Genomic DNA, 23,204 nt, shown 5'->3' with positions numbered 1-23,204 from the left:
CGTAGGTCAGGCGTAGGTCAGGAAACCGCGCTGCGCAGCCCCTGCACATCGATCTGTTCCGTCTCGTCATGAGCCGTCAGATCGATGACCTGCCCGATCCCGCGCGACTCCGCGTCCGCCGGCTTGAACTCCGCCTCGGCCTCCGCCTTGTGCAGGGCGAGCGCCTCCTGACCGACGACGTCGGCGAGGTCCTCGTTCTGTACGGCTTCCAGGGCGGCGGACTCCGACTCCGCCTTCGTACCGAAGAAGTCGAAACCGCCCTCGACCGCCGGACGCCGCACGGGCGTCGCCGGTACGACGGCCACCGCGGTCGGGACCGCGAAGTGCCCGGAGTGCTGCTGGACAGGCTGGGCCTGCTTGGCCGTGAAGGTGGCGGTCGCGCGCTCATGCCCGTCGACCGCCTCGGGCTTCCCCTGCGCTTCGTCCTCCTGTGCGGCCTCCCCGGTACCGGCCTTCACCGGCGCTGCCTTGGCGGACGCGCCGCCCTTCGGGGAACCGTCGTCATCGGGGGAACCCTTGGGGGCGCCCTCGTCCTCCGCGGAACCCTTGGCAGCACTGTCGACGCCCTTGGAGGCACCGTCGGCCCCGTTGGAAGCGCTGTCCGCGTCGAACTTCGCCAGCGCCACCTTGGCGCGCAGGAACAGCTTGGACCCCTCCGGGGAGAAGACCGCGGCAGCCGCCGGCTCGACCTGTCCGGCCTCGGCTTCCTCTGCGGGCTCGCCCTGTTCGGCTTCGGCGGCTTCCGGCGGCTCGGGTTCGGCCGAGGCCGGGGCAGCCACCGTCTCGCTCTCCTCCGCGGGAGCGGTCGCCTGGGTCGGCACGGGCGGCAGCGCGCGGGCCGGCGTGGTGGCCTCTATCTCGAGCAGGCGGCGACCCTCCAGGGCGCTCGCGCGCTCGGTCTCCGCGGTGGCGTACCGGCGCAGCAGCGCCGCGTGCTCGTTGCGCAGCCCGGCCAGCTCCGCACGCTTCGCGCGCAGCCGCTGCTCCAGCTTGCCGCGCAGCTCGCGCGACTCCTCGAGATCCGTCTCCAGTTCGGCCACACGCTCCTCGTGCCGCCACTCGTCGCTGGCACGCGCGCGCGTGAGGTCGGCGACCTGCTTGCCGGCCTGCGTGTCCCAACGGCGGAGCACGAACGCGCCGACGACCGTCGTCGCCGCGGCGGCCGCGGCCAGACCGCGGAGCACCGTCTGTTCCGAGAACACCCAGGGGCCTAGCGCACAGACGAGCGAGACGCCAGCGATCGCCGACGGAGGCAGCAGCCTGTGCAAGGGCGGGGAATGGCGGTGACGTCCACGTGGCATGGCCAGAAACTTACCGCGCGTAGGCGAATCTTGGTGGCCCGCCCCGTAAAAACACAGCCATCCCGCTGCATTCACCCGGTCCAAGGGGGTTCACCGGTTCACCGATGGCTCAATCGCCCGCTGATCCACTCCAACGTCGCCGGAATCTCCCGCCGCCAGGTGTTGAAGTTGTGTCCGCCGCTTTCGAGGATGATCGACGAGATCCGGGTCCGGTCCGTCGCCTTCACCTGCTCTATGAACTTCAGAGTGTCCTTGTAGTTGGATTCCCCGACCTTGCTGCTGCTGACGAGCAGTGAAGTGTCGGGCGCGGGCATGTGCTTGATGAACCACCGCAGGTCAGCGCGGTTCTCCAGCGTCTTGTCCCCTTGGAAGAGGTCGCCCGTGGTGGGGTCGATCGGTGCCTTGTAGTACGCGGACAGGCCTGCGCCGGCCGCGTACGTCCGGGGGTGGTGCAGGGCGAGCTTCAGCGCGCAATAGCCGCCCGTCGAGTCGCCGATGATGCCCCAACTCCCCGGTTTTCCGCCCACCCTGTAGTGCGCTCCCACGGCGTCCGGCAGATCTTTGGCGAAAAACGACTCCGTCTGCGGCCCGCCCGGGATGTCCACGCACTCGGTATCCCGTGGCGGCGCGACGGTCGGGCGCAGCATCACCAGGATCATCGGCTGCATACGGCCTTCCTTGGCGAGCCCCCGGGCGGTGTACGGATAGTCGAGCTTGTCCACGAGCGCCTTCGCCGTGCCCGGATAGCCGGTGAGGACGACGGCCGCGGGGAATGTGCGCGTGCGGTACCGCGGCTGGAAGTACTCCGGCGGCAAGTACACGTACGCGCGCGTGGCGATATGGGTCGTACGGCCGACGAGGTCGACCTCGTGGATCCGGCCGCCGGAGCGCGCGCCGGGGCTGCCCGCCCCCGGAACGCGCCCGGTGTCGACGACCCGGAGCGGGCGCGTGGGGTCGCCGGGTGTGTGGTCGACGACCACTCCCTCGTCGGTCTCCTGCCCCAGCAGGTCGGCCCAACTGGCGTAGAACCCGAAGGCCTGGTTGGCGGCGAGACCGGCCGAGGCGAAGAGCGTCAACTGGGTGGCGAGGAGCAGGGCGACACGGCCGCTGACGGCCCGCCAGGTCCGCCGGGCCAGCCGCGGCCACAGCCACACCGTGCCGGCGAACAGCAGCACGGCGGAGAGGACCGCCAGCACCAGCACCTTGTTGCTCGTGAGACCCATGAACTGTTTCCTGCCTGCGCTTTCCGCCTCGCCCCACACGTCTTCGCAAGGGCTTGTCCAGGGCTTTCCCCGGCCTTTTCACCAGCTTTGAGGAGAGGAGTGAACCTCTGCCTCCGAGACACCGTCCTAGAGGGCGCAATGTCGCCGGATGCCCCAATCGGCACCGGATCCAAGCTCTCTCGCGGAACTATGGGATGCGATGTCTGTCAGGACAGATGTGGAAATGTCGGGCGGGGTTCCGCAGCGATCTTACCGAGTACGGCACCTGCTGCGCGGTCCACGCCCCGAAGCCGTTCCCGTCCTCGTCGCCCGAGCCTGTGCCCTCGTGGGCCTGCTGGACATCGCCGCGGGCGTCTTCCCACGGTTCCGGCACAGCCGTATGCACGCACTCGCCGAAGTGCTGCCCGGTTCGTTCGGCCCGTTCGCGGCCGCGCTCTCGCTGAGCGCCGGTGTGCTGTTGCTGCTGCTCGCCCACGGCCTCAGGCGTTGCAAGCGCCGGGCCTGGCGCGCCGCCGTCGCCCTGCTGCCGTTCGGCGCGCTGGCGCAGTTCACCTATCGCCACTCCCTGGTCGGGGCGGTCATCTCGCTGGCGCTGCTGGCACCGCTGCTGCGCCACCGCGACCAGTTCAGGGCCCTGCCCGACCCGCGCAGCCGGTGGCGCGCGCTCGCCAACTTCGTCCTGATGGGCGCCGGTTCGCTCGTCCTCGGGCTGGTCATCGTCAGCGTCCACCCGAAAACCCTGGTGGGCGATCCGAGCCTGGCCGACCGCCTCACGCACGTCCTCTACGGCCTGTTCGGCTTCGAAGGCCCGGTCGACTACCAGGGCACCACGTCGTGGACGGTCGCCATGTCCCTGGGCGCCCTCGGCCTGCTCACCGCCATCACGACCGTCTACCTCGCGTTCCGCCCCGAACACCCGGCCGCACGTCTCACCGAGGAGGACGAGACCCGGCTGCGTGCGCTCCTGGAGAAGCACGGCGGCCGCGACTCCCTCGGCCACTTCGCCCTGCGCCGCGACAAGGCGGTGGTGTTCTCCCCGAGCGGCAAGGCGGCCGTGACGTACCGCGTCGTGTCCGGCGTGATGCTGGCCAGCGGTGACCCGATCGGCGACGTGGAGGCCTGGCCGGGCGCCATCGAGCGCTTCATGGACGAGGCCAAGGCCCACTCCTGGACGCCTGCCGTCATGGGCTGCTCGGAGACCGGCGGCGAGGTGTGGACCCGCGAGACCGGGCTCGACGCCCTCGAACTGGGCGACGAGGCGGTGGTGGACGTCGCGGATTTCTCGCTCGCCGGGCGCGCGATGCGCAACGTGCGCCAGATGGTGAAGCGTATCGAGCGCGCCGGCTACGAGACCCGGGTACGACGAGTCCGTGACCTCGGCGATGCCGAACTCGAGCGGATCCGCCGCGCCGCCGACGACTGGCGCGGCACCGACACCGAGCGCGGCTTCTCCATGGCACTCGGCCGCATCGGCGACCCGACCGACGGCGACTGCCTCATCGCCACCGCCCACAGAATTGAAGGGGCGGCGCGCAGCGCCTCAGGCAGGGCGGTGGTGGGAGACGGGCGGGCAGCGGACGAGCCCGGCCCCTACGGCGATCTCAAGGCGATCCTGCACTTCGTGCCCTGGGGCACCGACGGCGCCTCCCTGGACCTGATGCGGCGCGACCGTTCGGCCGACCCCGGCATGAACGAACTGCTGATCGTGGCGGCCCTCCAGGCGGCCCCGAAGTTCGGCATCGCGCGCGTGTCGCTCAACTTCGCCATGTTCCGCTCGGCACTGGCACGCGGCGAGAAGATCGGCGCGGGACCGGTGCTGCGAGCCTGGCGCGGCCTGCTGGTCTTCCTCTCCCGCTGGTTCCAGATCGAGTCCCTGTACAAGTTCAACGCGAAGTTCCGGCCCCGCTGGGAGCCCCGCTTCGTCGTGTACCGCGCCTCCGCCGACCTCCCGCGCATCGGATTCGCCGCCATGCAGGCGGAAGGCTTCGTCGATCTCGCCCTGCCCCTGCCGCGCATCCTGCGCCGCCACCGCCCCGCCCCACGCGCGTGTGCCCACGCCATGGCGGAACGGGACGTCCGCGCGGCATGAGCGAGGCTGCGGCACAGCGCCCCGTCAGGGGCGCGGGGAACTGCGCGACCAGCCACGACGGCGCGGCAGCCTGCCACGGCGCATCTCGGCCTCTCATGCGTGGGCGCGACCGCCCCCACCGGGCCCGCGCCAAAAGACCCGCCCAACCAGCGGAGCGCCCTGGCCTACGCTGAAGATATGAGCAAGCAGAGCGGACGCGGGCGCGTCGCGGGCCTTCCGGAGTGGGACCGCTGCGCGGTCATGGGAGTCGTGAACGTCACCCCCGATTCCTTCTCCGACGGCGGCCGCTGGTTCGACACGACGGCCGCCGTCAAACACGGTCTCGCCCTGGTCGCCGAGGGAGCGGACCTCATCGATGTCGGCGGCGAGTCCACCCGCCCCGGCGCCACCCGGGTCGACGAGGCAGAGGAACTCAGGCGCGTCATCCCTGTAGTGCGCGAGCTCGCCTCCGAGGGCGTCACGGTCTCCGTCGACACCATGCGCGCCTGTGTCGCCCAGCAGTCCCTCACGGCCGGCGCCGCCCTCGTCAACGACGTCAGCGGTGGTCTCGCCGACCCCGCGATGGTCCCCGTCGTCGCGGAAGCGGGCGCCCCCTTCGTCGTCATGCACTGGCGGGGCTTCCTGGAGGGCGGCAACGCCAAGGGCGTCTACGCCGACGTCGTCACCGAAGTCCTCGACGAACTGCACGTGCGCGTGGAGGCCGTCCTGGCCGGCGGCATCGCCCCCGACCGCATCGTCGTCGACCCCGGCCTCGGCTTCTCCAAGGAGGCCGAGCACGACCTCGTGCTCCTCGCCCACCTCGACCGCCTGCACGCCCTCGGCCATCCCCTGCTCGTCGCCGCCTCCCGCAAGCGCTTCCTCGGCCGCGTCCTGGCCGGACCGGAGGGCGCACCGCCGCCCGCACGCGAGCGCGACGCCGCAACGGCCGCCGTGTCCGCACTCGCGGCGCACGCCGGCGCATGGGCAGTGCGCGTGCACGAGGTGCACGCGACGGCGGACGCGGTACGCGTCGCACGCGCCGTGGAGGGAGCGCGCACCCCCGGCACTCACCCCTCGCGCGACGTCCACACCCCCGGCGCAGAAGGAGCGCTCGGCGCCGAAGGAGCCCTGTGAGCGCCCCCCATACCGACGTCGAGCAGGTCGAACTCGCCAACACCGCCTACTACGAAGCGATGGAACGCGGCGACTTCGAAGAGCTGACCTCGCTCTGGCTCACCCCCTCCGACCTGGGCGTCGACGAGGAGTACCACGACCCGGCGGATGCCGGCGTGATCTCCTGCGTGCACCCCGGCTGGCCCGTACTGAACGGCCGCGGCGAGGTCCTGAGGTCGTACGCGCTGATCATGGCGAACACCGACTACATCCAGTTCTTCCTCACCGATGTGCACGTCTCCGTCACCGGTGACACCGCCCTGGTGACCTGTACCGAGAACATCCTCAGCGGCGGCCCCGCCCCCGAAGGAGGCGAGGAACTCGGCCCGCTGGTCGGACAGCTCGTCGTCGCCACCAATGTGTTCCGGCGCACACCCGGCGGCTGGAGGCTCTGGTCGCACCACGCCTCCCCGGTTCTGGCCGAAACCGACGAGGACGAAGGCGACGAGACCCCCACCTGAGTGGGTAGGCGCCCCCTACGGGACCAAGGGAATCCAAGAAGTGGTTGGAATCACGAAGCACCGGGTAGGGGCGGCTACCAGCCCGTGAGCCGCCGGGTTCCCCCGGGGAAACACACGATGAAAGCTGCGAAGCCCGACTCGGACCCCGGCCCCGTGGCCCGGCCCTGTCAGTGCCCGCAGGTAGATTCGTTTGAGGCCGGTGCGCCGCCCGCACCCGGTGCACCTCGGCCATGACCGACGATTGCAGGAGTGATTCGCGTGGATCGTGTCGCGCTGCGCGGCCTCAAGGCCCGCGGGCACCACGGTGTGTTCCCCAGGGAGCGCGAAGAGGGCCAGACGTTCATCGTGGACCTCGTCCTGGGCCTGGACACCCGACCGGCCGCCGCCGACGACGACCTGGCGAAGACCGTGCACTACGGCATCGTGGCGGAGGAGGTCGTGGCCGTCGTCGAGGGCGAGCCCGTCAACCTCATCGAGACCCTCGCCGAGCGCATCGCCCAGGCCTGTCTGAAGCACGAAGGGGTCCAGGAGGTCGAGGTCTGCGTCCACAAACCGGACGCGCCGATCACGGTCCCCTTCGACGACGTGACCGTCACCATCACCCGGAGCCGAGTATGACTGCGTCGTTCACCGAGGGTCACAGCGACCCGACCGTACAGCCGGTGCCCGCCTCCGTCGTCGAGAAGGTCGACGCCGCCGACACCACCCTCCAGAATCCGAAACGAGCCGTGATCTCCCTCGGCGCCAACCTCGGCAACCGCCTGGAGACCCTCCAGGGAGCCATCGACGCCCTCGAGGACACCCCGGGCGTCCGTATCAAGGGGGTCTCGCCGGTGTACGAGACGGAGCCGTGGGGTGTGGAGCCCGGCAGCCAGCCCTCGTACTTCAACGCGGTCGTGGTCCTGAAGACCACCCTCCCCCCGTCCTCCCTCCTGGAGCGGGCGCACGCGGTCGAGGAAGCCTTCCACCGCGTCCGGGACGAGCACTGGGGCGCGCGCACCCTAGACGTCGACATCGTCGCGTACGCCGATGTCGTCTCCGACGACCCCCAGCTCACCCTCCCCCACCCGCGCGCCCACGAACGCGCCTTCGTCCTGGCCCCCTGGCACGACCTGGAGCCGGGTGCCCAGCTCCCCGGCCGTGGCGCGGTGGCCGAGCTCCTCGGCATCGTCACCCGCGAGGGCGTCGCGGCCCGCAAGGACCTGGAACTCCGGCTGCCTGAATAGTCGTTAAGGTCGACACGACCACAGGACGGACCGGCCGGGTCAGCACGACCGCAGGACAGGCACCGATCCGGGGAGCTGAAGGGACACCGTGAGAGAGCTGCGCATCAGGCTGCTGGCCGGCGTTTTCGTCGTCGCCGGAATCCTGTCCTGGGCGGGAGCCCGCCTCTGGAACTCGATCGGGACGCTCCCCAGCGTCCCGCTTGCCGCCCCCATCGTCCTGGCCGTCATCGCCGTGATCCTCCTCGCCACGGCGCTCTCGCTGCGCGCCCGCCTCAAGGCCCAGCGCGAGCGCCGACCGGAGGCCAAGGGCGTCGACCCGCTCATGGCGGCCCGTGCGGTCGTCTTCGGCCAGGCCAGCGCCCTGGTGGCCGCCCTCGTCGCCGGGATGTACGGCGGCACGGGCGTCTTCCTCCTGGAGTCCCTCGACATCCCGGCCCGCCGCGACCAGGCCGTCTATGCGGGCTTCTCCGTCATGGCCGGCATCGCCGTCATAGCGGCAGCCATCTTCCTGGAGCGTGTCTGCAAGCTCCCGGAGGACGACGACGACCACAACACGGGAGCGGCGTCCGCCGCCTGACCCACCGCCGTGTCAGCGGGCCATGATGAGGCTCATGGCCTCGTTGCGCGTCGCCGCGTCCCGCAGCTGCCCACGCACCGCCGACGTTATGGTCTTCGCCCCGGGCTTGCGGATGCCCCGCATCGACATGCACATGTGCTCGCACTCCACCACGACGATCACGCCGCGCGGCTCCAGGATGTCCATCAGGGAGTCCGCGATCTGCGTGGTGAGTCGTTCCTGCACCTGCGGACGGCGGGCGTAGACATCCACGAGACGGGCCAGCTTCGACAGCCCGGTGATCTTGCCGCTGGTGGACGGGATGTACCCGACGTGCGCCACACCCCGGAACGGCACCAGATGATGCTCACAGGTCGAGTACACCTCGATGTCCTTGACGAGCACCATCTCGTCATGACCGATGTCGAACGTCGTCGTCAGCACATCCTCGGGCGACTGCCACAGCCCCGCGAAGATCTCCTTGTACGCCCGCGCCACCCGCGCCGGCGTCTCCCTCAGCCCCTCGCGGTCCGGGTCCTCGCCGACCGCAATCAGCAGTTCGCGTACGGCGTTCTCGGCGCGCTTCTCATCGAACTCGCCAATGGCGCCCTCGCCGTCCAGCATCACGGGGTCGATCATGTGGTGCCTCGTTCCTAGGTGACTTGCACAGGCATACGAAGATGCCGCGCCCCCCAGGTTAAAACCAGGGGGGCGCGGCAATCATTCCGGGCCTGGTGAGGTCACCGGTGCCAGGAGGGTCAGCTCTCCGGACGCTCCTCGGGGACCGGTTCCGCGGCGGGTTCCGCTGCGGTGGCCTTGGCCGTGGTGATCGCCGGAGTCGCGCCGTTGGCGCCGTTCGTCAGTGCGAGCTCCTTGGGGGAGAGCACCGGCGGGCGGGTGGACGGCGTGCGCCGCGAGGAACCGGTCCAGGCGGGCCGGGGCGGGCGCTTGACGATGGGAGCGAAGACCTCGGCGATCTGCTCCTTGCTCAGCGTCTCCTTCTCCAGCAGCTGGAGCACCAGCGCGTCGAGGACGTCGCGGTTCTCGACCAGGATTTCCCAGGCCTCGTTGTGCGCGTTCTCGATGAGCTTCTTGACCTCTTCGTCGACCAGCGCGGCGACCTCTTCCGAGTAGTCGCGCGGGTGCGACATCTCCCGGCCGAGGAACGGCTCGCTGTTGTCGCCACCGAACTTGATCGCGCCCAGACGCTCGGTCATGCCGTACTGCGTGACCATCGCGCGGGCCGTTGCGGTGGCCTTCTCGATGTCGTTCGCAGCACCGGTGGTCGGGTCGTGGAAGACGAGCTCTTCCGCCGCGCGGCCGCCCAGCATGTAAGCCAGCTGGTCCAGCATCTCGTTGCGCGTGGTCGAGTACTTGTCCTCGTCCGGCAGGACCATCGTGTAACCAAGGGCACGGCCTCGCGAGAGGATCGTGATCTTGTGGACCGGGTCGGAGTTCGGGGAAGCCGCCGCGACCAGGGCGTGGCCGCCCTCGTGGTACGCGGTGATCTTCTTTTCCTTGTCCGACATGATCCGGGTCCGCTTCTGCGGGCCCGCCACGACGCGGTCGATGGCCTCGTCGAGCATGTTGTTGTCGATCAGCTTCTGGTTGCTGCGCGCCGTGAGGAGCGCCGCTTCGTTCAGCACGTTCGACAGGTCCGCGCCCGTGAAGCCCGGCGTACGCCGCGCGACTGCCGACAGGTCGACGTCCGGGGCGACCGGCTTGCCCTTCTGGTGAACCTTGAGGATCTCCAGGCGGCCCTGCATGTCCGGGCGGTCGACCGCGATCTGGCGGTCGAAGCGGCCGGGGCGCAGAAGGGCCGGGTCGAGGATGTCGGGCCGGTTGGTGGCGGCGATCAGGATGACGCCGCCCTTCACGTCGAAGCCGTCCATCTCGACGAGCAGCTGGTTCAGGGTCTGCTCGCGCTCGTCGTGACCGCCGCCGAGGCCGGCGCCGCGATGGCGGCCGACCGCGTCGATCTCGTCGACGAAGACGATCGCCGGGGCGTTCGCCTTGGCCTGCTCGAACAGGTCACGGACTCGGGAGGCACCGACACCGACGAACATCTCGACGAAGTCGGAACCGGAGATCGAGTAGAACGGCACACCCGCCTCGCCCGCGACGGCGCGCGCGAGCAGGGTCTTGCCGGTGCCGGGAGGGCCGTACAGCAGGACGCCCTTGGGGATCTTCGCCCCGACGGCCTGGAACTTGGCCGGCTCCTGGAGGAACTCCTTGATCTCCTGGAGTTCCTCGACGGCCTCGTCCGAGCCGGCGACGTCCGAGAACGTCGTCTTCGGGGTGTCCTTGGTGATGAGCTTCGCCTTGGACTTCCCGAAGTTCATGACCCGGGAGCCGCCGCCCTGCATCTGGTTCATCAGGAACAGGAAGACGACCACGATGAGGACGAAGGGGAGCAGGGAGAGCAGGATCCCGACGAACGGGTTCTGCTTGGACGGCGAGACTGTGTAGCCGTCCGGGATTTCCTTCGCCTGGAACTTGTTCTGCAGCGTGGTGGCGATGGCCACGCCCTGGTCGCCGATGTAGCTCGCCTGGATCTTCGAGCTGCCCTCGACCTTTTGGTCGTCCTTGAGCTGGACCTTGATGATCTGCTCGTCGCCTGTAGTCAGCTTGGCCGACTCGACCCTGTTGTCATTGATCGCCTGGACGACCTGGCCTGTGTCCACCGTCTTGTAGCCGCCGGACGAGCCGACGACCTGCATCAACACGACCACGGCAAGGACGGCCAGCACGATCCACATGACCGGCCCACGGAAGTATCGCTTCACGTCCATCCATACGGAGCGGTGTCGCCCCGTCCCTCCTGCCATAGTGAGTTTGATAAGACAGTTCTTCTGACGGTACCCCAGCTTTGTGGGCCGAAGCCGCACAGGGCCGCTGGCAATCCCGTCTCATGCTCCAACGGCGCGAAACCCGCTGGGGTTCCCGATCGTCTTACAGGGCTTGGCCCGAGTGGCTCAGCCGCCGTACACGTGAGGCGCGAGCGTACCGACGAACGGGAGGTTGCGGTACTTCTCGGCGTAGTCGAGGCCGTAGCCCACGACGAATTCGTTGGGGATGTCGAAGCCGACCCACTCGACGTCGATGGCGACCTTGGCGGCGTCGGGCTTGCGGAGCAGGGTGCAGATCTTCAGCGACTCGGGCTCGCGCGAGCCGAGGTTGGAGATCAGCCAGGACAGGGTCAGGCCGGAGTCGATGATGTCCTCGACGATGAGGACGTGCTTGCCCTTGATGTCGGTGTCGAGGTCCTTGAGGATCCGTACGACACCGGAGGACTGGGTGCCCGCGCCGTACGAGGACACCGCCATCCAGTCCATCGTGACAGGGGTGGACAGCGCACGCGCCAGGTCCGCCATGACCATCACCGCGCCCTTGAGGACGCCGACGATCAGCAGGTCCTTGCCCGCGTACTCCGCGTCGATCTTCGCAGCCAGCTCGGCCAGCTTCGCGTCGATCTCTTCTTTGGTGATGAGTACCGACTTGAGGTCGGCACCCATGTCATTCGCGTCCACCCGCACACCTTCGGTCGTCCTACCGGCCGCCCACCCCCCGGAAGGGGGGCAAGGATTCAGCCTTGCCGAATCACCAGTCTGCCACCCTGCCGCTGGGCGACGACCTTGCCGGGAAGATTGATGGCCCCCTGGCCGCGCCAGCCGGTGATCAGCCGGTCGACTTCCTCGATGTGGCGGGCGAACAGCGAACCGGCGGGGGCGCCTGCCTCGATGGCGGCGCGGCGCAGGATCCGGCGGCGTACGGCGGGCGGCAGGGCATAGAGCTTGGCGCACTCCAGACGGCCCGCCGGGTCCCGGACGGCGGCCTCGGCCTGGCCGGCCCAGGCGTCGAGGGCGTCGGCATCGTCGCGGGAGAGCTGGGCCGTACGGGCGAGAGCTTCCACGACGCCTTTGCCGAGCGCCTTCTCCAGCGCGGGCAGGCCCTCGTGGCGCAGCCGGGAACGGGTGTAGGCCGGGTCGGCGTTGTGCGGGTCGTCCCAGACGGGCAGGGACTGGACCATGCAGGCCTTGCGGGCGGTCTGCCGGTCCAGGTGGAGGAAGGGGCGCCGATAGCGGCCGTCGGCCCCCGAGACCGCAGCCATTCCGGACAGGGAGCGGATGCCCGAACCGCGGGCGAGACCGAGCAGGACGGTTTCGGCCTGGTCGTCCCGGGTGTGGCCGAGCAGAACGGTGCCGGCGCCATGGCGGGCGGCAACGGCGTCGAGGGCGGCGTACCGGGCATCGCGGGCGGCGGCTTCGGGTCCACCGTCACGGCCGACGCGCACGGCGACCGACTCGACCGGGGCGAGGCCCAGTTCGTTCAGGCGCAGGACGACTTCTGCGGCGCGCAGGTCGGAGCCGGGCTGGAGGCCGTGGTCGACGGTGACGCCACCCGCGCGGATGCCGAGCTTGGGGGCCTCGAAGGCGAGGGCGGAGGCGAGGGCCATGGAGTCGGCGCCGCCGGAGCATGCCACGAGCACGAGCGGCGAGGACGGGCGCTCGTGCGGAGTCTCACTGGAGGGGTGGCTGTGCTCGTTGAGGATGTCGTGGAGAACGCGGCGAACCGCCAGGCGTATCGCCGCGACCGCAGGATGGGGACCCATGTCCGGTTCCCTTCATGAAGTTTTCGGGGGGTGAGCCCGGGTTCAGTCACTCAGAGTGTGTAGATGGTGACAGAACCGGGCCGTTCCCCGAGCATTGCACGCCTACCCAGGGCTCACGGTCCCTCGGACGGGTGATTGAAGGGGCGTTCGTCTGTCGACGGCCGGATTCCTTTCACCACAGCCGGGCTTCCCTTCACCACGTGGGGCCGGGATTCACGACTCGGCCTTGCGGTGCACCCGCGCGATCCAGTCCGCCGGTTTGGCGATCTCCACCTTGGTCGGCAACGTGTTCGGAGAAGTCCATACGCGGTTGAAGCCGTCCATGCCGACCTCCTCGACGACGGCGCGCACGAAGCGTTCGCCGTCCCGGTACTGCCTGAGTTTGGCATCCAAACCCAGCAGCTTGCGCAGGGCCAGGTCCAGTCGGGAGGCGCCCTTGGCGCGCCGTTGCTGGAACTTCTCGCGGATCTCCGCGACCGACGGGACGACGGCCGGACCGACGCCGTCCATCACGAAGTCGGCATGGCCCTCCAGAAGAGACATCACGGCCGTGAGGCGGCCGAGGATCTCCCGCTGGCCCGGAGTCTGCACGATCTCCACGAGGGAACGGCCGCCGTCGTCCTCCTCGCCCTCGGGACGCCCGCCCGCGAGGGACTGGGCCGCCTCCCGGATGCGCTCCAGAACGGTCATGGGGTCGACGTCGGTCTCCCCCAAGAACGACTGGATTTCGCCCTCCAGGTGGTCCCGCAGCCAGGGCACCGCGGTGAACTGCGTGCGGTGCGTCTCCTCGTGCAGGCACACCCACAGCCGGAAGTCGTGCGGCTGTACGTCGAGTTCGCGCTCCACGTGCACGATGTTCGGCGCGACGAGCAGCAGCCGGCCGCCGCCGCTCGGCGAATCAGGGGGACCGCCGGCCGGGAGTTCACGCGTGGCCGGGGCGAAGGTCTCGTACTGGCCGAGGACGCGGGAGGCCAGGAAGGACAGCAGCATGCCCAGCTCGACGCCCGTCACCTTGCCGCCGACCGCGCCGAGGACCGCGCCTCCCGGGGTATTGCTGCGCCGCTCCTGCATCTTGTCGAGCAGCGGCTTGAGGATCTCCCGGAACCCCGCAACGTTCGCCCGGACCCAGCCCGGGCGGTCGACGACGAGGACGGGGGTGTCGTGGGCGTCGTCCGTGCCCATACGGGTGAAGCCCCGGACATGTTCCTCCGAGGCCTTGGCATGCCGGCGCAGCTCCGCGACGACGGCCCTGGCCTCGTCACGGCTCACCTCGGGGCCCGGCCGTACGAGCCGGGTCGCGGTCGCCACCGCGAGATTCCAGTCGACCATCTCTGCACCACCGATGCTCGTCATGCGTCAACGGTACGTGAGCGTTCCCACTTGGGGCAGGCCGCGCGGGTCGGCAGGGGTGGCGTCGGTGTGCCGGGCGCCCGGCACACCGGCTACCGACAGCCGCACGAAGCAAGCGCCGTGGCCGTCCTGTCCAGGGCCGTCTGGGCCGCCCCCGCATCCGTCGTGTCCGACGCCAGGAACGCGAAAGCCAGCAGGTGCCCGTCCTGATCCACCACCGTTCCCGCCAAGGCGTTCACGCCGGTCAGAGTGCCTGTCTTCGCTCGTACGATGCCTGCCGCGCCGTCCGTGTAGCGGCTGGTCAGGGTGCCGGTGAAACCTGCTACGGGGAGGCCGGTGAGGGCGGCGCGGAGTTCGGGGTGGGCGGGGTCGGAAGACTTCACCAGCAGGCCCGTGAGGAGGCCCGCCGTGAGGCGGTCGTCGCGGTTGAGGCCGCTGCCGTCCTTGAAGTCGGCGCCCGCGACGGGGAGTCCGAGCTTCTTCAACCGGTCCAGGATCGCCTTGCCCGCGCCGTCGAAGCTCGCCTGCTCGCCCGTCGCGACGGCGGTCTGGCGGGCCAGGGCCTCGGCGATGTCGTTGTCGCTGTTGGTCAGCATGCGTTCGACCAGGGCGGACAGCGGGGGTGACTGCACCGTCGCCAGGGTGTCGGCGCGGCCCGTCGCCTTGGAGGGGCCGGGCGAGGTCGTCCTGATGCCGTGGTCCTTCAGGAAGGCCGCGAACCTGCGGGTCGCGTCCGCCGCCGGGTCCTTCACCCGCTCGACCTGGCCGCTCGTCGAGTCGTCGGTGCGGGCCTCGTCGGCCATCAGGGCGCTGACGGGGGCGAGGTTGGGGTTCTCGCCGATGGGGTGGAGTTCGGGACCGGCGTACAGCGTGGTGTCGTACGAGAGCGTCACCTCGCTGATGTCCCGCTTCTTCAGGGCTTCGGCGGTCTCGTCGGCCAGGGTGCGCAGGCTCGCCCAGCCCTCGGCGTCCTCGCGGGCCGTGAGGGTGGGGTCGCCGCCGCCGACGAGGACGAGTTCCCTGGTGTCGGGTTCGAGGGCGGCGCGGGTGGTGAGGCGATGGTCGGCGCCCATCGCGGAGAGGGCGGCGACCGCGGTGGCGATCTTCGTGGTGGAGGCGGGCGTCAGCGCCTCGTCGGCGCCGGAGCCGTAGAGCGTTTTGCCGGTGGCGACGTCCACGACCGACGCGGCGTGCCGGCGGCCGAGCGCGGCGTCCTTCAGCAGGGGGTCCAGGACGCCGGCGACGGCCTTGCCGTTCGGCGCGGACTTCACCGTGTTGGCGGTACCGCCGAGGCCGGTCAGTACGGATGCGGCGCTGGGGGCGGGCCCGGGCGCCCTGGCTGTCGTACCGGAATTACGTCCGTGATCTGCGCCACCCGTGAGGTCCTGGGCGGCGGCCCGATCGCGCTCGGCCGTACGCTGACCCGAGGAGTCCCAGGGGCCGACCGCGGTCACCACGGACGCGGCCAGGGCCAGTCCGGCGATGGCGGCGCCGGCGGTGTACTGCCAGGTCTTCACCCCCGTACCCCGCGCGACCTGCGGTTTCGCGGCCCGTGCCAGCCGCGTGACCCGCGGCCGCACAGCTGCCACGGCCCGTTCGACGCGCGGTCGTACGGCGTCCGCTGCTCGTGCGAGACGCGGTCGTACGGCGTTCGCGATCCGCACCACATGCGGCCTCGCAGCCCGCCACGGCCTCAGCTCTGGCACGACCACCAGCCCCTTTCGCGATCACACACCTGCGTGAGGGACACTTAACCACCAGAACTATGTGCTGATCATGGAGGAGCCACCGGTGGAGTTCGACGTCACGATCGAGATTCCGAAGGGTTCGCGGAACAAGTACGAGGTGGACCACGAGACCGGTCGGATCCGCCTGGACCGTCGACTCTTCACCTCGACCAGTTACCCGGCCGACTACGGCTTCGTCGAGAACACCCTCGGCGAGGACGGCGACCCGCTGGACGCGCTGGTCATCCTGGACGAGCCGACCTTCCCCGGCTGCCTCATCAAGTGCCGCGCGATCGGCATGTTCCGGATGACGGACGAGGCCGGCGGCGACGACAAGCTGCTGTGCGTCCCGGCGCACGACCCGCGGGTGGAGCACCTGCGCGACATCCACCACGTGTCGGAGTTCGACCGCCTGGAGATCCAGCACTTCTTCGAGGTCTACAAGGACCTGGAGCCCGGCAAGTCCGTCGAGGGCGCCAACTGGGTGGGACGCACGGACGCCGAGGCCGAGATCGAGCGGTCCTACAAGCGCGCCGAGGAGCAGGGCGGTCACTGACCCCTGCCACACGCGTAGGGGCCGCACGCGCGCGTGCGGCCCCTACGCGTGTGGGTGCGCATACTGAGCTTGCGATTCGGGTCGTACAGGGAGCGCTGCGCAGTGACGGACGCGGAGGACCGCAAGCCGCGGTCGGACGAGGCGAGGAGTGTCTACGACTCCGAGGTCACGTCGGAGTTCGCGATCCCGCAGGGGCTGGCCGTGCCCAAGGGGAGCCTCGTCGAGCCGGAGACCACGTCGGAGTTCGCCGTACCGGAGGGACTGGATGTCTCCCACCCGTCGGCCGACGAGCTGGAGGGGTCGGCGTTCACCACGCCGAGGATGTACAACGCGAGGCACGCGCCGGCCGCGTTCACGCCGCCGAGCGGCATCCCTGCGGTCAGCCTGACGAAGGACGTGCCCTGGCAGGACCGGATGCGCACGATGCTGCGCCTGCCGGTGGCCGAGCGGCCCGCGCCGGAATCGGTGCACAAGGTGGAGGACGAGGGTCCGGCCGTCCCCCGCGTGCTCGACCTGACCCTGCGTATCGGCGAGTTGCTGCTGGCGGGCGGTGAGGGCGCGGAGGACGTCGAGACGGCGATGTTCGCGGTCTGCCGGTCGTACGGGCTGGACCGCTGCGAGCCGAACGTCACCTTCACGCTGCTGGCGATCTCCTACCAGCCGTCCCTGGTCGACGACCCGGTGACGGCGTCGCGGACCGTACGCCGACGGGGCACCGACTACACGCGCCTCGCGGCCGTGTTCCACCTCGTCGACGACCTCAGCGACCCGGAGATCTCGATCTCCCTGGAGGAGGCGTACCGGCGGCTCGCCGAGATCCGCCGTAACCGGCACCCGTACCCCACCTGGGTGCTGACCCTGGCCAGCGGACTGCTCGCGGGGGCGGCCTCCGTGCTCGTCGGCGGTGATCTGGTCGTGTTCGTCGCGGCCGCGCTGGGCGCCATGCTCGGCGACCGGCTGGCGTGGCTGTGCGCGGGGCGCGGGCTGCCGGAGTTCTACCAGTTCACGATCGCCGCGATGCCTCCGGCGGCGATCGGGGTCGCGCTGACGGTCGCCGACGTCGACGTGAAGGCGTCCGCCGTCATCACCGGTGGGCTGTTCGCGCTGCTGCCCGGGCGGGCGCTCGTGGCGGGCGTGCAGGACGGTCTGACCGGCTTCTACATCACCGCTGCCGCACGCCTGCTGGAGGTCATGTACCTCTTCGTGGGCATCGTCGTCGGGGTGCTCGTGGTTCTGTACTTCGGTGTGAAGCTGGGCGCCGAGCTGAATCCGGACGCCGCGCTGGGGGAAGCCGAGCCGCTGTTGCAGATCGGCGCGTCGATGCTGCTGTCGTTGACCTTCGCCGTGCTGCTTCAGCAGGAACGATCCACCGTGCTCGCCGTGACCCTCAACGGCGGTGTCGCGTGGTCGGTGTACGGCGCCATGCACTACGTCGGCGAGATCTCGCCCGTGGCTTCCACGGCCGTGGCGGCGGGGCTGGTGGGGTTGTTCGGGCAGCTGTTGTCGCGGTACCAGTTCGCTTCCGCGCTGCCCTATACGACGGCGGCGATCGGGCCGTTGCTGCCGGGATCGGCGACCTACTTCGGGCTGTTGTCGATCGCGCAGAACCAGATGGACGCGGGGTTGGTTTCGCTGGCCAAGGCCGCGTCGTTGGCGATGGCCATCGCCATCGGGGTCAATCTCGGGTCGGAGATCTCCCGGCTGTTCCTGCGGATTCCCGGCGGGGCCGGGTCGGGGCGGCGTGCGGCCAAGCGGACGCGGGGTTTCTGAGCGCCTGGGAGCTCGGGGGCTGCTGTCCCACCGCGACTGCGGGTTGTCTGTGGTTGATCGCGCAGTTCCCCGCGCCCCTGTCGGGGCGCTCAGCGCACCCTCAGTTCTGCGGGTAGCCGTTGTCGTTGTACGGGTACTGCTGCTGGTAGCCCTGGCCCTGGGGGTACTGCTGCGGGTACTGCGGGGCGTACGTCTGCTGGGGCTGGGGCTGGTTGTAGTAGTCGCCGTACTGCTGGTCGCCGTACTGCTGCTGGTCCTGGTCGGCCGGCGGGATGCGGCGGAGCTGGGTCGTGGCGTCGTCCATGACCTGGGGCTGGGGCATCTGCTGGGGCTGGGGGGCCTGCTGGGGCGGGTTCTTCTTGTTCTTGGAGCGGGCCCGCAGGAACTCGATGATGATCGGGACCACGGAGATCAGGACGATCAGGATGAGGATCGCCTCGATGTTCTGCTTCACGAAGTCGATCTTGCCGAGCCAGGAGCCGAGCAGGGTCACACCGGCGCCCCACAGGATGCCGCCGACGACGTTGAAGATCAGGAACGAGCGGTACCGCATACCGCTGACGCCGGCGATGATCGGCGTGAACGTGCGCACGATGGGCACGAAGCGGGCCAGGACCAGGGACTTCGGGCCGTACTTCTCGAAGAACTCGTGGGCCTTGGTGACGTTCTCCTGCTTGAAGAGTCGGGAGTCCGGGCGGTTGAACAGCGACGGGCCGACCTTCTTGCCGAACATGTAGCCCGCCTGGTCGCCGAGGATCGCGGCGACGCAGATCAGGGCGATGGCGCCCCACAGGGGGAAGTCCAGCTGGTTCGACGTGATCAGCAGACCGGCCGTGAACAGCAGGGAGTCACCCGGCAGGAAGAAGCCGATGAGCAGGCCCGACTCCGCGAAGACGATGAGGAGCAGGCCCCAGATCCCGAAGTTGTCCAGCAGAGTGTTCGGATCCAGCCAGCTCGGTCCGAGGGCCATCGTCGTCACGGTTCCGGGCTCCTGAGGGGTTGGGAAGTACGGCGTCCAGTTGGGCCGGACAAAGCTATCAACGCAATGTGTCCGTCCCAGGTTCCACCGGTGTCTCCAGGATGCACTGTGGGCCGACTGAGGCGAAGCTGTGGGGCATGGGCATTGAGGACTACGGCGGCGGCCAGGGGCCCCAGCCGGATGTACTGGTCGTCACGACGAACGACGTCCCCGGTTATCGCGTCCAGGAAGTCCTGGGCGAGGTCTTCGGGCTGACCGTACGGTCGCGGCACCTGGGCAGTCAGATCGGCGCCGGGCTGAAGTCGATGATCGGCGGCGAGCTCAAGGGGCTGACGAAGACGCTGGTGCAGACCCGGAACCAGGCCATGGAGCGACTGGTCGAGCAGGCACGCGCGCGTGGAGCCAACGGAGTGCTGATGTTCCGCTTCGATGTGTCGGAGGCGGCGGACGTGGGCACGGAGGTGTGCGCGTACGGGACGGCGGTGGTCCTGACCCGGGAGTAGGGCAACGCCCGGGCCAGGACGCTAGGAGGAGTGCCGGGCCGCGTTGGCGAGGATCGCCTCGCGCTGGTAGGCCGCGAGGCCCGGCCTTGCCTGGTCGATGTTCCGCGTGAACCGCTCGTCCGCGACGTACATCTCGCCGAGGCAGGTGTGCATCTCGTATCCGCAGTCGTAGTGGTTGCGGGAGATCCACCGGCGGTGCTCCTCGGCGGCGTCCATCGCCGCCTCGGACTGCGCGGACTCGGCGGCCTCCATCAGGGCGACGAAGCGCTGCGTGACCTCTTCACCTTCGCGCTGGATCCGCAGCCAGTCCTCCTTGGTGTAGGAGGCCGAGCGCTGCTTGGACTGCCGATAGGCGTCGGTGTCGCCCCAGCGCTCCTGCACCTCGTCCTCGTACTGGTCCGGGTCGACGTCCCCGAACACCTCGAACTTCTCCTCGGGCGTGAGATTGATCCCCATCTTGCGTGCCTCCATGGCCTGTTCCACGGCCGACGCCATCTTCTGAAGCTTCTCGATCCGGACGGTCAGCAGTTCGTGCTGGCGGCGCAGATGTGCGCGCGGGTCCGCGTCCGGGTCGTCGAGCAGGGCGGCGACCTCGTCGAGCGGGAAGCCGAGTTCGCGGTAGAACAGGATCTGCTGTAGCCGGTCGAGGTCGGCGTCGCTGTACCGCCGATGGCCCGCGTGGCTGCGCTCGCTCGGGACGAGCAGGCCGATGTCGTCGTAGTGGTGCAGCGTGCGCACGGTCACGCCGGCGAATCCGGCCACCTGGCCCACCGAATAGCTCACTTCCGCTCCCTTCTGGGTACGCATTTCAGGCTGGGCCCTCACGCCACGTGAGGTGCAAGTCCCTGTCCCAGCCGCCCACACCAGGGGCACAATCCAGGATGTTGCGTCCCGTTTGTCCCTTTATCGTGAGCCCGTGGCCCAGGACACCGCGCAGCAGCCTTCCGCCGCCCCGGCGACCCCGGCACGCGCACTGCTGCCGCTGATCCTCCCCGCTCTCGTCGTCGGCGTGGGCGCGAGCCTGCTCCTGCTCGGGGTGGAGGCGCTGGCCGAGCAGCTCCAGGACGTGCTCTGGCAGGACCTGCCGGACGCGCTGGGCGTGGGCCGCTACTCCGTGCTGTGGATGCTCGTCATGCTCACCGCGACCGGCGTGCTGGTCGGGCTGGTGGTGTGGAAGGTGCCCGGGCACGCCGGTCCCGATCCGGCGACCACCGGTCTGGAGGCGGTGCCGCTGCCGCCCGTCGTGCTGCCGGGCCTGCTGCTGGCGACCGTGCTGATGCTGGCCGGCGGGCCGAGCCTCGGCCCCGAGAACCCGATCATCGCCGTGAACGTCGGGCTCGCCCTGTGGCTCGGCCATCGGCTGCTGCCCCGGATGCCGGGCGGGCTCTGGGCGATGCTGGCCGAGGCGGCGACGATCGGCGCGCTGTTCGGTACGCCGGTGGCGGCGGCGCTGCTCATCTCCGAGGCGCTGGCCGGGCGGCAGTTGAAGGGCGCACTCTGGGACAGCGTCTTCGCGCCGCTCGTCGCCGCCGCGGCCGGAGCACTGACCACCTCGCTGGTGGCCGAGCCGGCCTTCGACCTGGATCTGCCCGCCCTCGACCATCCCGGCTGGGACGATCTGCTGGCGGCCCTGGTGATCGCGTCCGTGGCCGCCCTGCTCGGCATGTGCGCGGTCCGCCTCCTTCCGTACGTCCATGGCGCCTTCGCCCGGCTCCGGCACCCCATGCTGGCGCTGCCGGCCGGCGGGCTCGTGCTGGGCCTGCTGGCGGCCCTGGGCGGGCATCTGACGCTCTTCAAGGGGCTGGACGAGGTCGGGGAGCTGGCCGCCGATCCGGACGGCTGGTCGGCGGGTGAGTTCGCGACCATGTCGGTCGTGAAGCTGGCCGCGCTGCTCGTCGCCGCGTCCTGCGGCTTCCGCGGTGGGCGGATCTTCCCCGCCGTGTTCATCGGCACCGCCCTCGGGCTGTGCGCGCACGCCCTCGTGCCCGGGGTGCATCCGTCGCTCGGAGTCGCCACCGGCGTCCTGGGCATCCTCCTCGCGATCACCCGGCAGGGCTGGGTGAGCCTTTTCACTGCCGCCGTGCTGGTGGCCTCGCCCGCGATCCTCGCCCTGTTGTGCATCGCCTCACTGCCCGCTTGGCTGCTGGTGACGGGGCGGCCGCAGATGCAGCTGCGCGAGGACGGAACCCCGGTCCGCTGAACCTCCCTGGGAGACTTTCATGCCGCTTCACCAAGGTCCTGAGAAGCCCGACGAGCGCCCGGTGTCCGTCAACCCGTTCTACGGGGAGACGAATCCGGTCGGCGGCATGACCGAGGCCCCGCCCAAGCACCGGCTCCCGGACACCCCGCTGGCGCCCACGACGGCGTACCAGATCGTGCACGACGAGCTGATGCTGGACGGCAACTCCCGCCTCAACCTCGCCACCTTCGTCACCACCTGGATGGAGCCGCAGGCCGGGATCCTGATGGCGGAGTGCCGGGACAAGAACATGATCGACAAGGACGAGTACCCGCGCACCGCCGAGCTGGAGCGGCGTTGTGTGGCGATGCTCGCCGACCTGTGGCACGCGCCGGATCCCTCGACCGCGGTGGGCTGTTCGACGACCGGTTCGAGCGAGGCGTGCATGCTCGCGGGGATGGCCCTGAAGCGCCGGTGGAGCAAACGGAACACCGGCGGCCGTCCCAATCTCGTCATGGGCGTCAACGTCCAGGTCTGCTGGGACAAGTTCTGCAACTTCTGGGAGGTGGAGCCGCGTCTGATCCCCATGGAGGGCGACCGGTTCCACCTCGATCCGCAGGCGGCCGCCGAGCTGTGCGACGAGAACACCATCGGGGTCGTCGGCATCCTCGGCTCCACCTTCGACGGTTCGTACGAGCCGATCGCGGACCTGTGCGCGGCCCTGGACGACCTCCAGGCGCGCACCGGCCTCGACATTCCGGTGCATGTCGACGGCGCGTCCGGTGCGATGGTCGCGCCCTTCCTCGACGAGGACCTGGTGTGGGACTTCCGCCTCCCGCGCGTGGCGTCGATCAACACCTCCGGGCACAAGTACGGGCTGGTCTACCCGGGCGTCGGCTGGGCCCTGTGGCGCTCCCCCGCCGAACTGCCCGAGGAGCTCGTCTTCCGTGTGAACTACCTGGGCGGCGACATGCCCACCTTCGCGCTCAACTTCTCCCGCCCCGGCGCCCAAGTGGTCGCGCAGTACTACACGTTCCTGCGGCTGGGCCGCGAGGGCTACCGGGCGGTGCAGCAGTCCACCCGGGACGTGGCGCGGGGCCTCGCCGAACGCGTGGCGGCGCTCGGTGACTTCCGGCTGCTGACCCACGGCGACCAGCTGCCCGTCTTCGCCTTCACGACCGGCCCGGACGTGAAGGCGTACGACGTCTTCGACGTCTCCCGGCGGCTGCGGGAACGGGGCTGGCTGGTACCGGCGTACACCTTCCCGCCGAACCGTGAGGACCTGTCCGTGGTGCGGGTCGTCTGCCGCAACGGCTTCTCGGCCGACCTCGCCGAGCTGTTCCTCGATGACCTGAGCAGCCTGCTGCCGGAGCTGCGCCGGCAGCCGCACCCCCTGACGCACGACAAGGAGGCGGCCACCGGCTTCCATCACTGAGGGCTCCGCCGGATGAGCGGTTCGCTTGCTGCGGGCCGGTGGGGGCTGGTCGCGCAGTTCCCCGCGCCCCTACGGGGCGCTGCCG

General features: G+C 69.9%; 21 protein-coding genes. 11 read left to right on the top strand and 10 right to left on the bottom strand.

Going from position 1 to position 23,204, the window contains the following annotated elements:
- Window positions 1–17: 17 nt before the first annotated feature.
- Both KCH87_RS42715 and KCH87_RS42710 read right to left on the bottom strand, forming a co-directional pair.
- Window positions 18–1,301, bottom strand: a complete 1,284-nt coding sequence (locus tag KCH87_RS42715; RefSeq protein ID WP_210593335.1) for a hypothetical protein — start codon at window positions 1,299–1,301, stop codon at window positions 18–20.
- A gap of 98 nt (window positions 1,302–1,399) precedes the next feature.
- Entirely contained in the window at window positions 1,400–2,524 is a 1,125-nt protein-coding gene (locus KCH87_RS42710) for an esterase family protein (RefSeq protein ID WP_210593334.1), read from the bottom strand.
- A gap of 223 nt (window positions 2,525–2,747) precedes the next feature.
- Between KCH87_RS42710 and KCH87_RS42705 the strand changes: the two genes are divergently transcribed.
- The 6 genes from KCH87_RS42705 (at window position 2,748) to KCH87_RS42680 (ending at window position 8,029) form a co-directional block, all read left to right on the top strand.
- A complete protein-coding gene (locus tag KCH87_RS42705; RefSeq protein WP_210593395.1) occupies window positions 2,748–4,613 on the top strand; it encodes a phosphatidylglycerol lysyltransferase domain-containing protein in 1,866 nt (621 codons plus the stop codon).
- 177 nt (window positions 4,614–4,790) lie between these two features.
- On the top strand, window positions 4,791–5,726 hold the full coding sequence (folP, locus tag KCH87_RS42700; protein ID WP_247197647.1) for a dihydropteroate synthase: 936 nt from the start codon (window positions 4,791–4,793) through the stop codon (window positions 5,724–5,726).
- Complete coding sequence (locus tag KCH87_RS42695) at window positions 5,723–6,226, top strand: nuclear transport factor 2 family protein (protein WP_210593333.1); 504 nt, start codon at window positions 5,723–5,725, stop codon at window positions 6,224–6,226. The genes folP and KCH87_RS42695 overlap by 4 nt, the downstream gene beginning before the upstream one ends.
- Before the next feature lie 258 nt (window positions 6,227–6,484).
- On the top strand, window positions 6,485–6,844 hold the full coding sequence (gene folB / locus KCH87_RS42690) for a dihydroneopterin aldolase (protein ID WP_210593332.1): 360 nt from the start codon (window positions 6,485–6,487) through the stop codon (window positions 6,842–6,844).
- Window positions 6,841–7,452 carry a 2-amino-4-hydroxy-6-hydroxymethyldihydropteridine diphosphokinase gene (gene folK / locus KCH87_RS42685; protein WP_210593331.1) on the top strand — a complete coding sequence of 204 codons (612 nt, stop codon included), beginning with the start codon at window positions 6,841–6,843 and terminating at the stop codon, window positions 7,450–7,452. The genes folB and folK overlap by 4 nt, the downstream gene beginning before the upstream one ends.
- 88 nt (window positions 7,453–7,540) lie before the next feature.
- Window positions 7,541–8,029 (top strand): DUF3180 domain-containing protein, encoded by a 489-nt coding sequence (locus tag KCH87_RS42680; protein ID WP_210593330.1) that lies wholly within the window; start codon window positions 7,541–7,543, stop codon window positions 8,027–8,029.
- Window positions 8,030–8,041: 12 nt separating this feature from the next.
- Here KCH87_RS42680 and folE read toward each other — a convergent pair whose 3' ends face one another.
- The 6 genes from folE to dacB all read right to left on the bottom strand — a co-directional run bounded on the left by folE (window position 8,042) and on the right by dacB (window position 15,682).
- Complete coding sequence (folE, locus tag KCH87_RS42675; RefSeq protein WP_210593329.1) at window positions 8,042–8,647, bottom strand: GTP cyclohydrolase I FolE; 606 nt, start codon at window positions 8,645–8,647, stop codon at window positions 8,042–8,044.
- Window positions 8,648–8,766: 119 nt separating this feature from the next.
- The gene (gene ftsH, locus KCH87_RS42670) at window positions 8,767–10,800 is read right to left on the bottom strand and encodes an ATP-dependent zinc metalloprotease FtsH (RefSeq protein WP_210593328.1); all 2,034 of its coding nucleotides are present in this window, start codon (window positions 10,798–10,800) and stop codon (window positions 8,767–8,769) included.
- Between the two features lie 183 nt (window positions 10,801–10,983).
- Window positions 10,984–11,523 (bottom strand): hypoxanthine phosphoribosyltransferase, encoded by a 540-nt coding sequence (gene hpt, locus KCH87_RS42665; protein ID WP_210593394.1) that lies wholly within the window; start codon window positions 11,521–11,523, stop codon window positions 10,984–10,986.
- A gap of 71 nt (window positions 11,524–11,594) precedes the next feature.
- Window positions 11,595–12,620 carry a tRNA lysidine(34) synthetase TilS gene (gene tilS / locus KCH87_RS42660; RefSeq protein WP_210593327.1) on the bottom strand — a complete coding sequence of 342 codons (1,026 nt, stop codon included), beginning with the start codon at window positions 12,618–12,620 and terminating at the stop codon, window positions 11,595–11,597.
- Between the two features lie 213 nt (window positions 12,621–12,833).
- A complete protein-coding gene (locus tag KCH87_RS42655; protein ID WP_210593326.1) occupies window positions 12,834–13,973 on the bottom strand; it encodes a zinc-dependent metalloprotease in 1,140 nt (379 codons plus the stop codon).
- Window positions 13,974–14,062: 89 nt separating this feature from the next.
- Window positions 14,063–15,682 (bottom strand): D-alanyl-D-alanine carboxypeptidase/D-alanyl-D-alanine-endopeptidase, encoded by a 1,620-nt coding sequence (gene dacB / locus KCH87_RS42650; RefSeq protein ID WP_210593325.1) that lies wholly within the window; start codon window positions 15,680–15,682, stop codon window positions 14,063–14,065.
- A gap of 79 nt (window positions 15,683–15,761) precedes the next feature.
- On the opposite strand from dacB, the gene KCH87_RS42645 reads away from it, so the two are divergent.
- Together KCH87_RS42645 and KCH87_RS42640 are read left to right on the top strand one after the other, a co-directional pair.
- Window positions 15,762–16,253 (top strand): inorganic diphosphatase, encoded by a 492-nt coding sequence (locus KCH87_RS42645; RefSeq protein ID WP_210593324.1) that lies wholly within the window; start codon window positions 15,762–15,764, stop codon window positions 16,251–16,253.
- 102 nt (window positions 16,254–16,355) lie between these two features.
- The gene (locus KCH87_RS42640; protein ID WP_210593323.1) at window positions 16,356–18,023 is read left to right on the top strand and encodes a threonine/serine exporter ThrE family protein; all 1,668 of its coding nucleotides are present in this window, start codon (window positions 16,356–16,358) and stop codon (window positions 18,021–18,023) included.
- A gap of 100 nt (window positions 18,024–18,123) precedes the next feature.
- Here the strand turns inward: KCH87_RS42640 and KCH87_RS42635 are convergent, their stop codons facing one another.
- Window positions 18,124–19,002, bottom strand: a complete 879-nt coding sequence (locus KCH87_RS42635) for a DedA family protein (protein ID WP_210593322.1) — start codon at window positions 19,000–19,002, stop codon at window positions 18,124–18,126.
- A gap of 137 nt (window positions 19,003–19,139) precedes the next feature.
- On the opposite strand from KCH87_RS42635, the gene KCH87_RS42630 reads away from it, so the two are divergent.
- Window positions 19,140–19,505, top strand: coding sequence for a YbjQ family protein (locus tag KCH87_RS42630; RefSeq protein WP_210593321.1), 366 nt, complete (start codon window positions 19,140–19,142; stop codon window positions 19,503–19,505).
- A 21-nt stretch (window positions 19,506–19,526) separates the two neighbouring features.
- Here KCH87_RS42630 and KCH87_RS42625 read toward each other — a convergent pair whose 3' ends face one another.
- Window positions 19,527–20,288 carry a MerR family transcriptional regulator gene (locus KCH87_RS42625; RefSeq protein ID WP_210593320.1) on the bottom strand — a complete coding sequence of 254 codons (762 nt, stop codon included), beginning with the start codon at window positions 20,286–20,288 and terminating at the stop codon, window positions 19,527–19,529.
- 133 nt (window positions 20,289–20,421) lie between these two features.
- Here KCH87_RS42625 and KCH87_RS42620 point away from each other — a divergent pair, with 133 nt between their 5' ends.
- Both KCH87_RS42620 and KCH87_RS42615 read left to right on the top strand, forming a co-directional pair.
- A complete protein-coding gene (locus KCH87_RS42620; RefSeq protein WP_210593319.1) occupies window positions 20,422–21,705 on the top strand; it encodes an ion channel protein in 1,284 nt (427 codons plus the stop codon).
- 19 nt (window positions 21,706–21,724) lie between these two features.
- The gene (locus KCH87_RS42615) at window positions 21,725–23,119 is read left to right on the top strand and encodes a glutamate decarboxylase (RefSeq protein ID WP_210593318.1); all 1,395 of its coding nucleotides are present in this window, start codon (window positions 21,725–21,727) and stop codon (window positions 23,117–23,119) included.
- Window positions 23,120–23,204 lie beyond the last annotated feature (85 nt).

This window comes from Streptomyces sp. GESEQ-35 (assembly GCF_017948485.1).
In the GTDB taxonomy this organism is placed as follows: domain Bacteria; phylum Actinomycetota; class Actinomycetes; order Streptomycetales; family Streptomycetaceae; genus Streptomyces.
The sequence above is the reverse complement of the archived record's forward strand: the minus strand, read 5'-3'. Positions and strand labels throughout refer to the sequence as shown.

Bases quoted from the DNA above. Each gene is read 5' to 3' on its own strand.
- KCH87_RS42715 (WP_210593335.1), bottom strand. From the start codon at position 1,301: ATGCCACGTGGACGTCACCGCCATTCCCCGCCCTTGCACAGGCTGCTG.
- KCH87_RS42710 (WP_210593334.1), bottom strand. From the start codon at position 2,524: ATGGGTCTCACGAGCAACAAGGTGCTGGTGCTGGCGGTCCTCTCCGCC.
- KCH87_RS42705 (WP_210593395.1), top strand. From the start codon at position 2,748: ATGTCGGGCGGGGTTCCGCAGCGATCTTACCGAGTACGGCACCTGCTG.
- folP (WP_247197647.1), top strand. From the start codon at position 4,791: ATGAGCAAGCAGAGCGGACGCGGGCGCGTCGCGGGCCTTCCGGAGTGG.
- folK (WP_210593331.1), top strand. From the start codon at position 6,841: ATGACTGCGTCGTTCACCGAGGGTCACAGCGACCCGACCGTACAGCCG.
- folE (WP_210593329.1), bottom strand. From the start codon at position 8,647: ATGATCGACCCCGTGATGCTGGACGGCGAGGGCGCCATTGGCGAGTTC.
- ftsH (WP_210593328.1), bottom strand. From the start codon at position 10,800: ATGGACGTGAAGCGATACTTCCGTGGGCCGGTCATGTGGATCGTGCTG.
- hpt (WP_210593394.1), bottom strand. From the start codon at position 11,523: ATGGGTGCCGACCTCAAGTCGGTACTCATCACCAAAGAAGAGATCGAC.
- tilS (WP_210593327.1), bottom strand. From the start codon at position 12,620: ATGGGTCCCCATCCTGCGGTCGCGGCGATACGCCTGGCGGTTCGCCGC.
- KCH87_RS42655 (WP_210593326.1), bottom strand. From the start codon at position 13,973: ATGACGAGCATCGGTGGTGCAGAGATGGTCGACTGGAATCTCGCGGTG.
- KCH87_RS42630 (WP_210593321.1), top strand. From the start codon at position 19,140: ATGGGCATTGAGGACTACGGCGGCGGCCAGGGGCCCCAGCCGGATGTA.
- KCH87_RS42615 (WP_210593318.1), top strand. From the start codon at position 21,725: ATGCCGCTTCACCAAGGTCCTGAGAAGCCCGACGAGCGCCCGGTGTCC.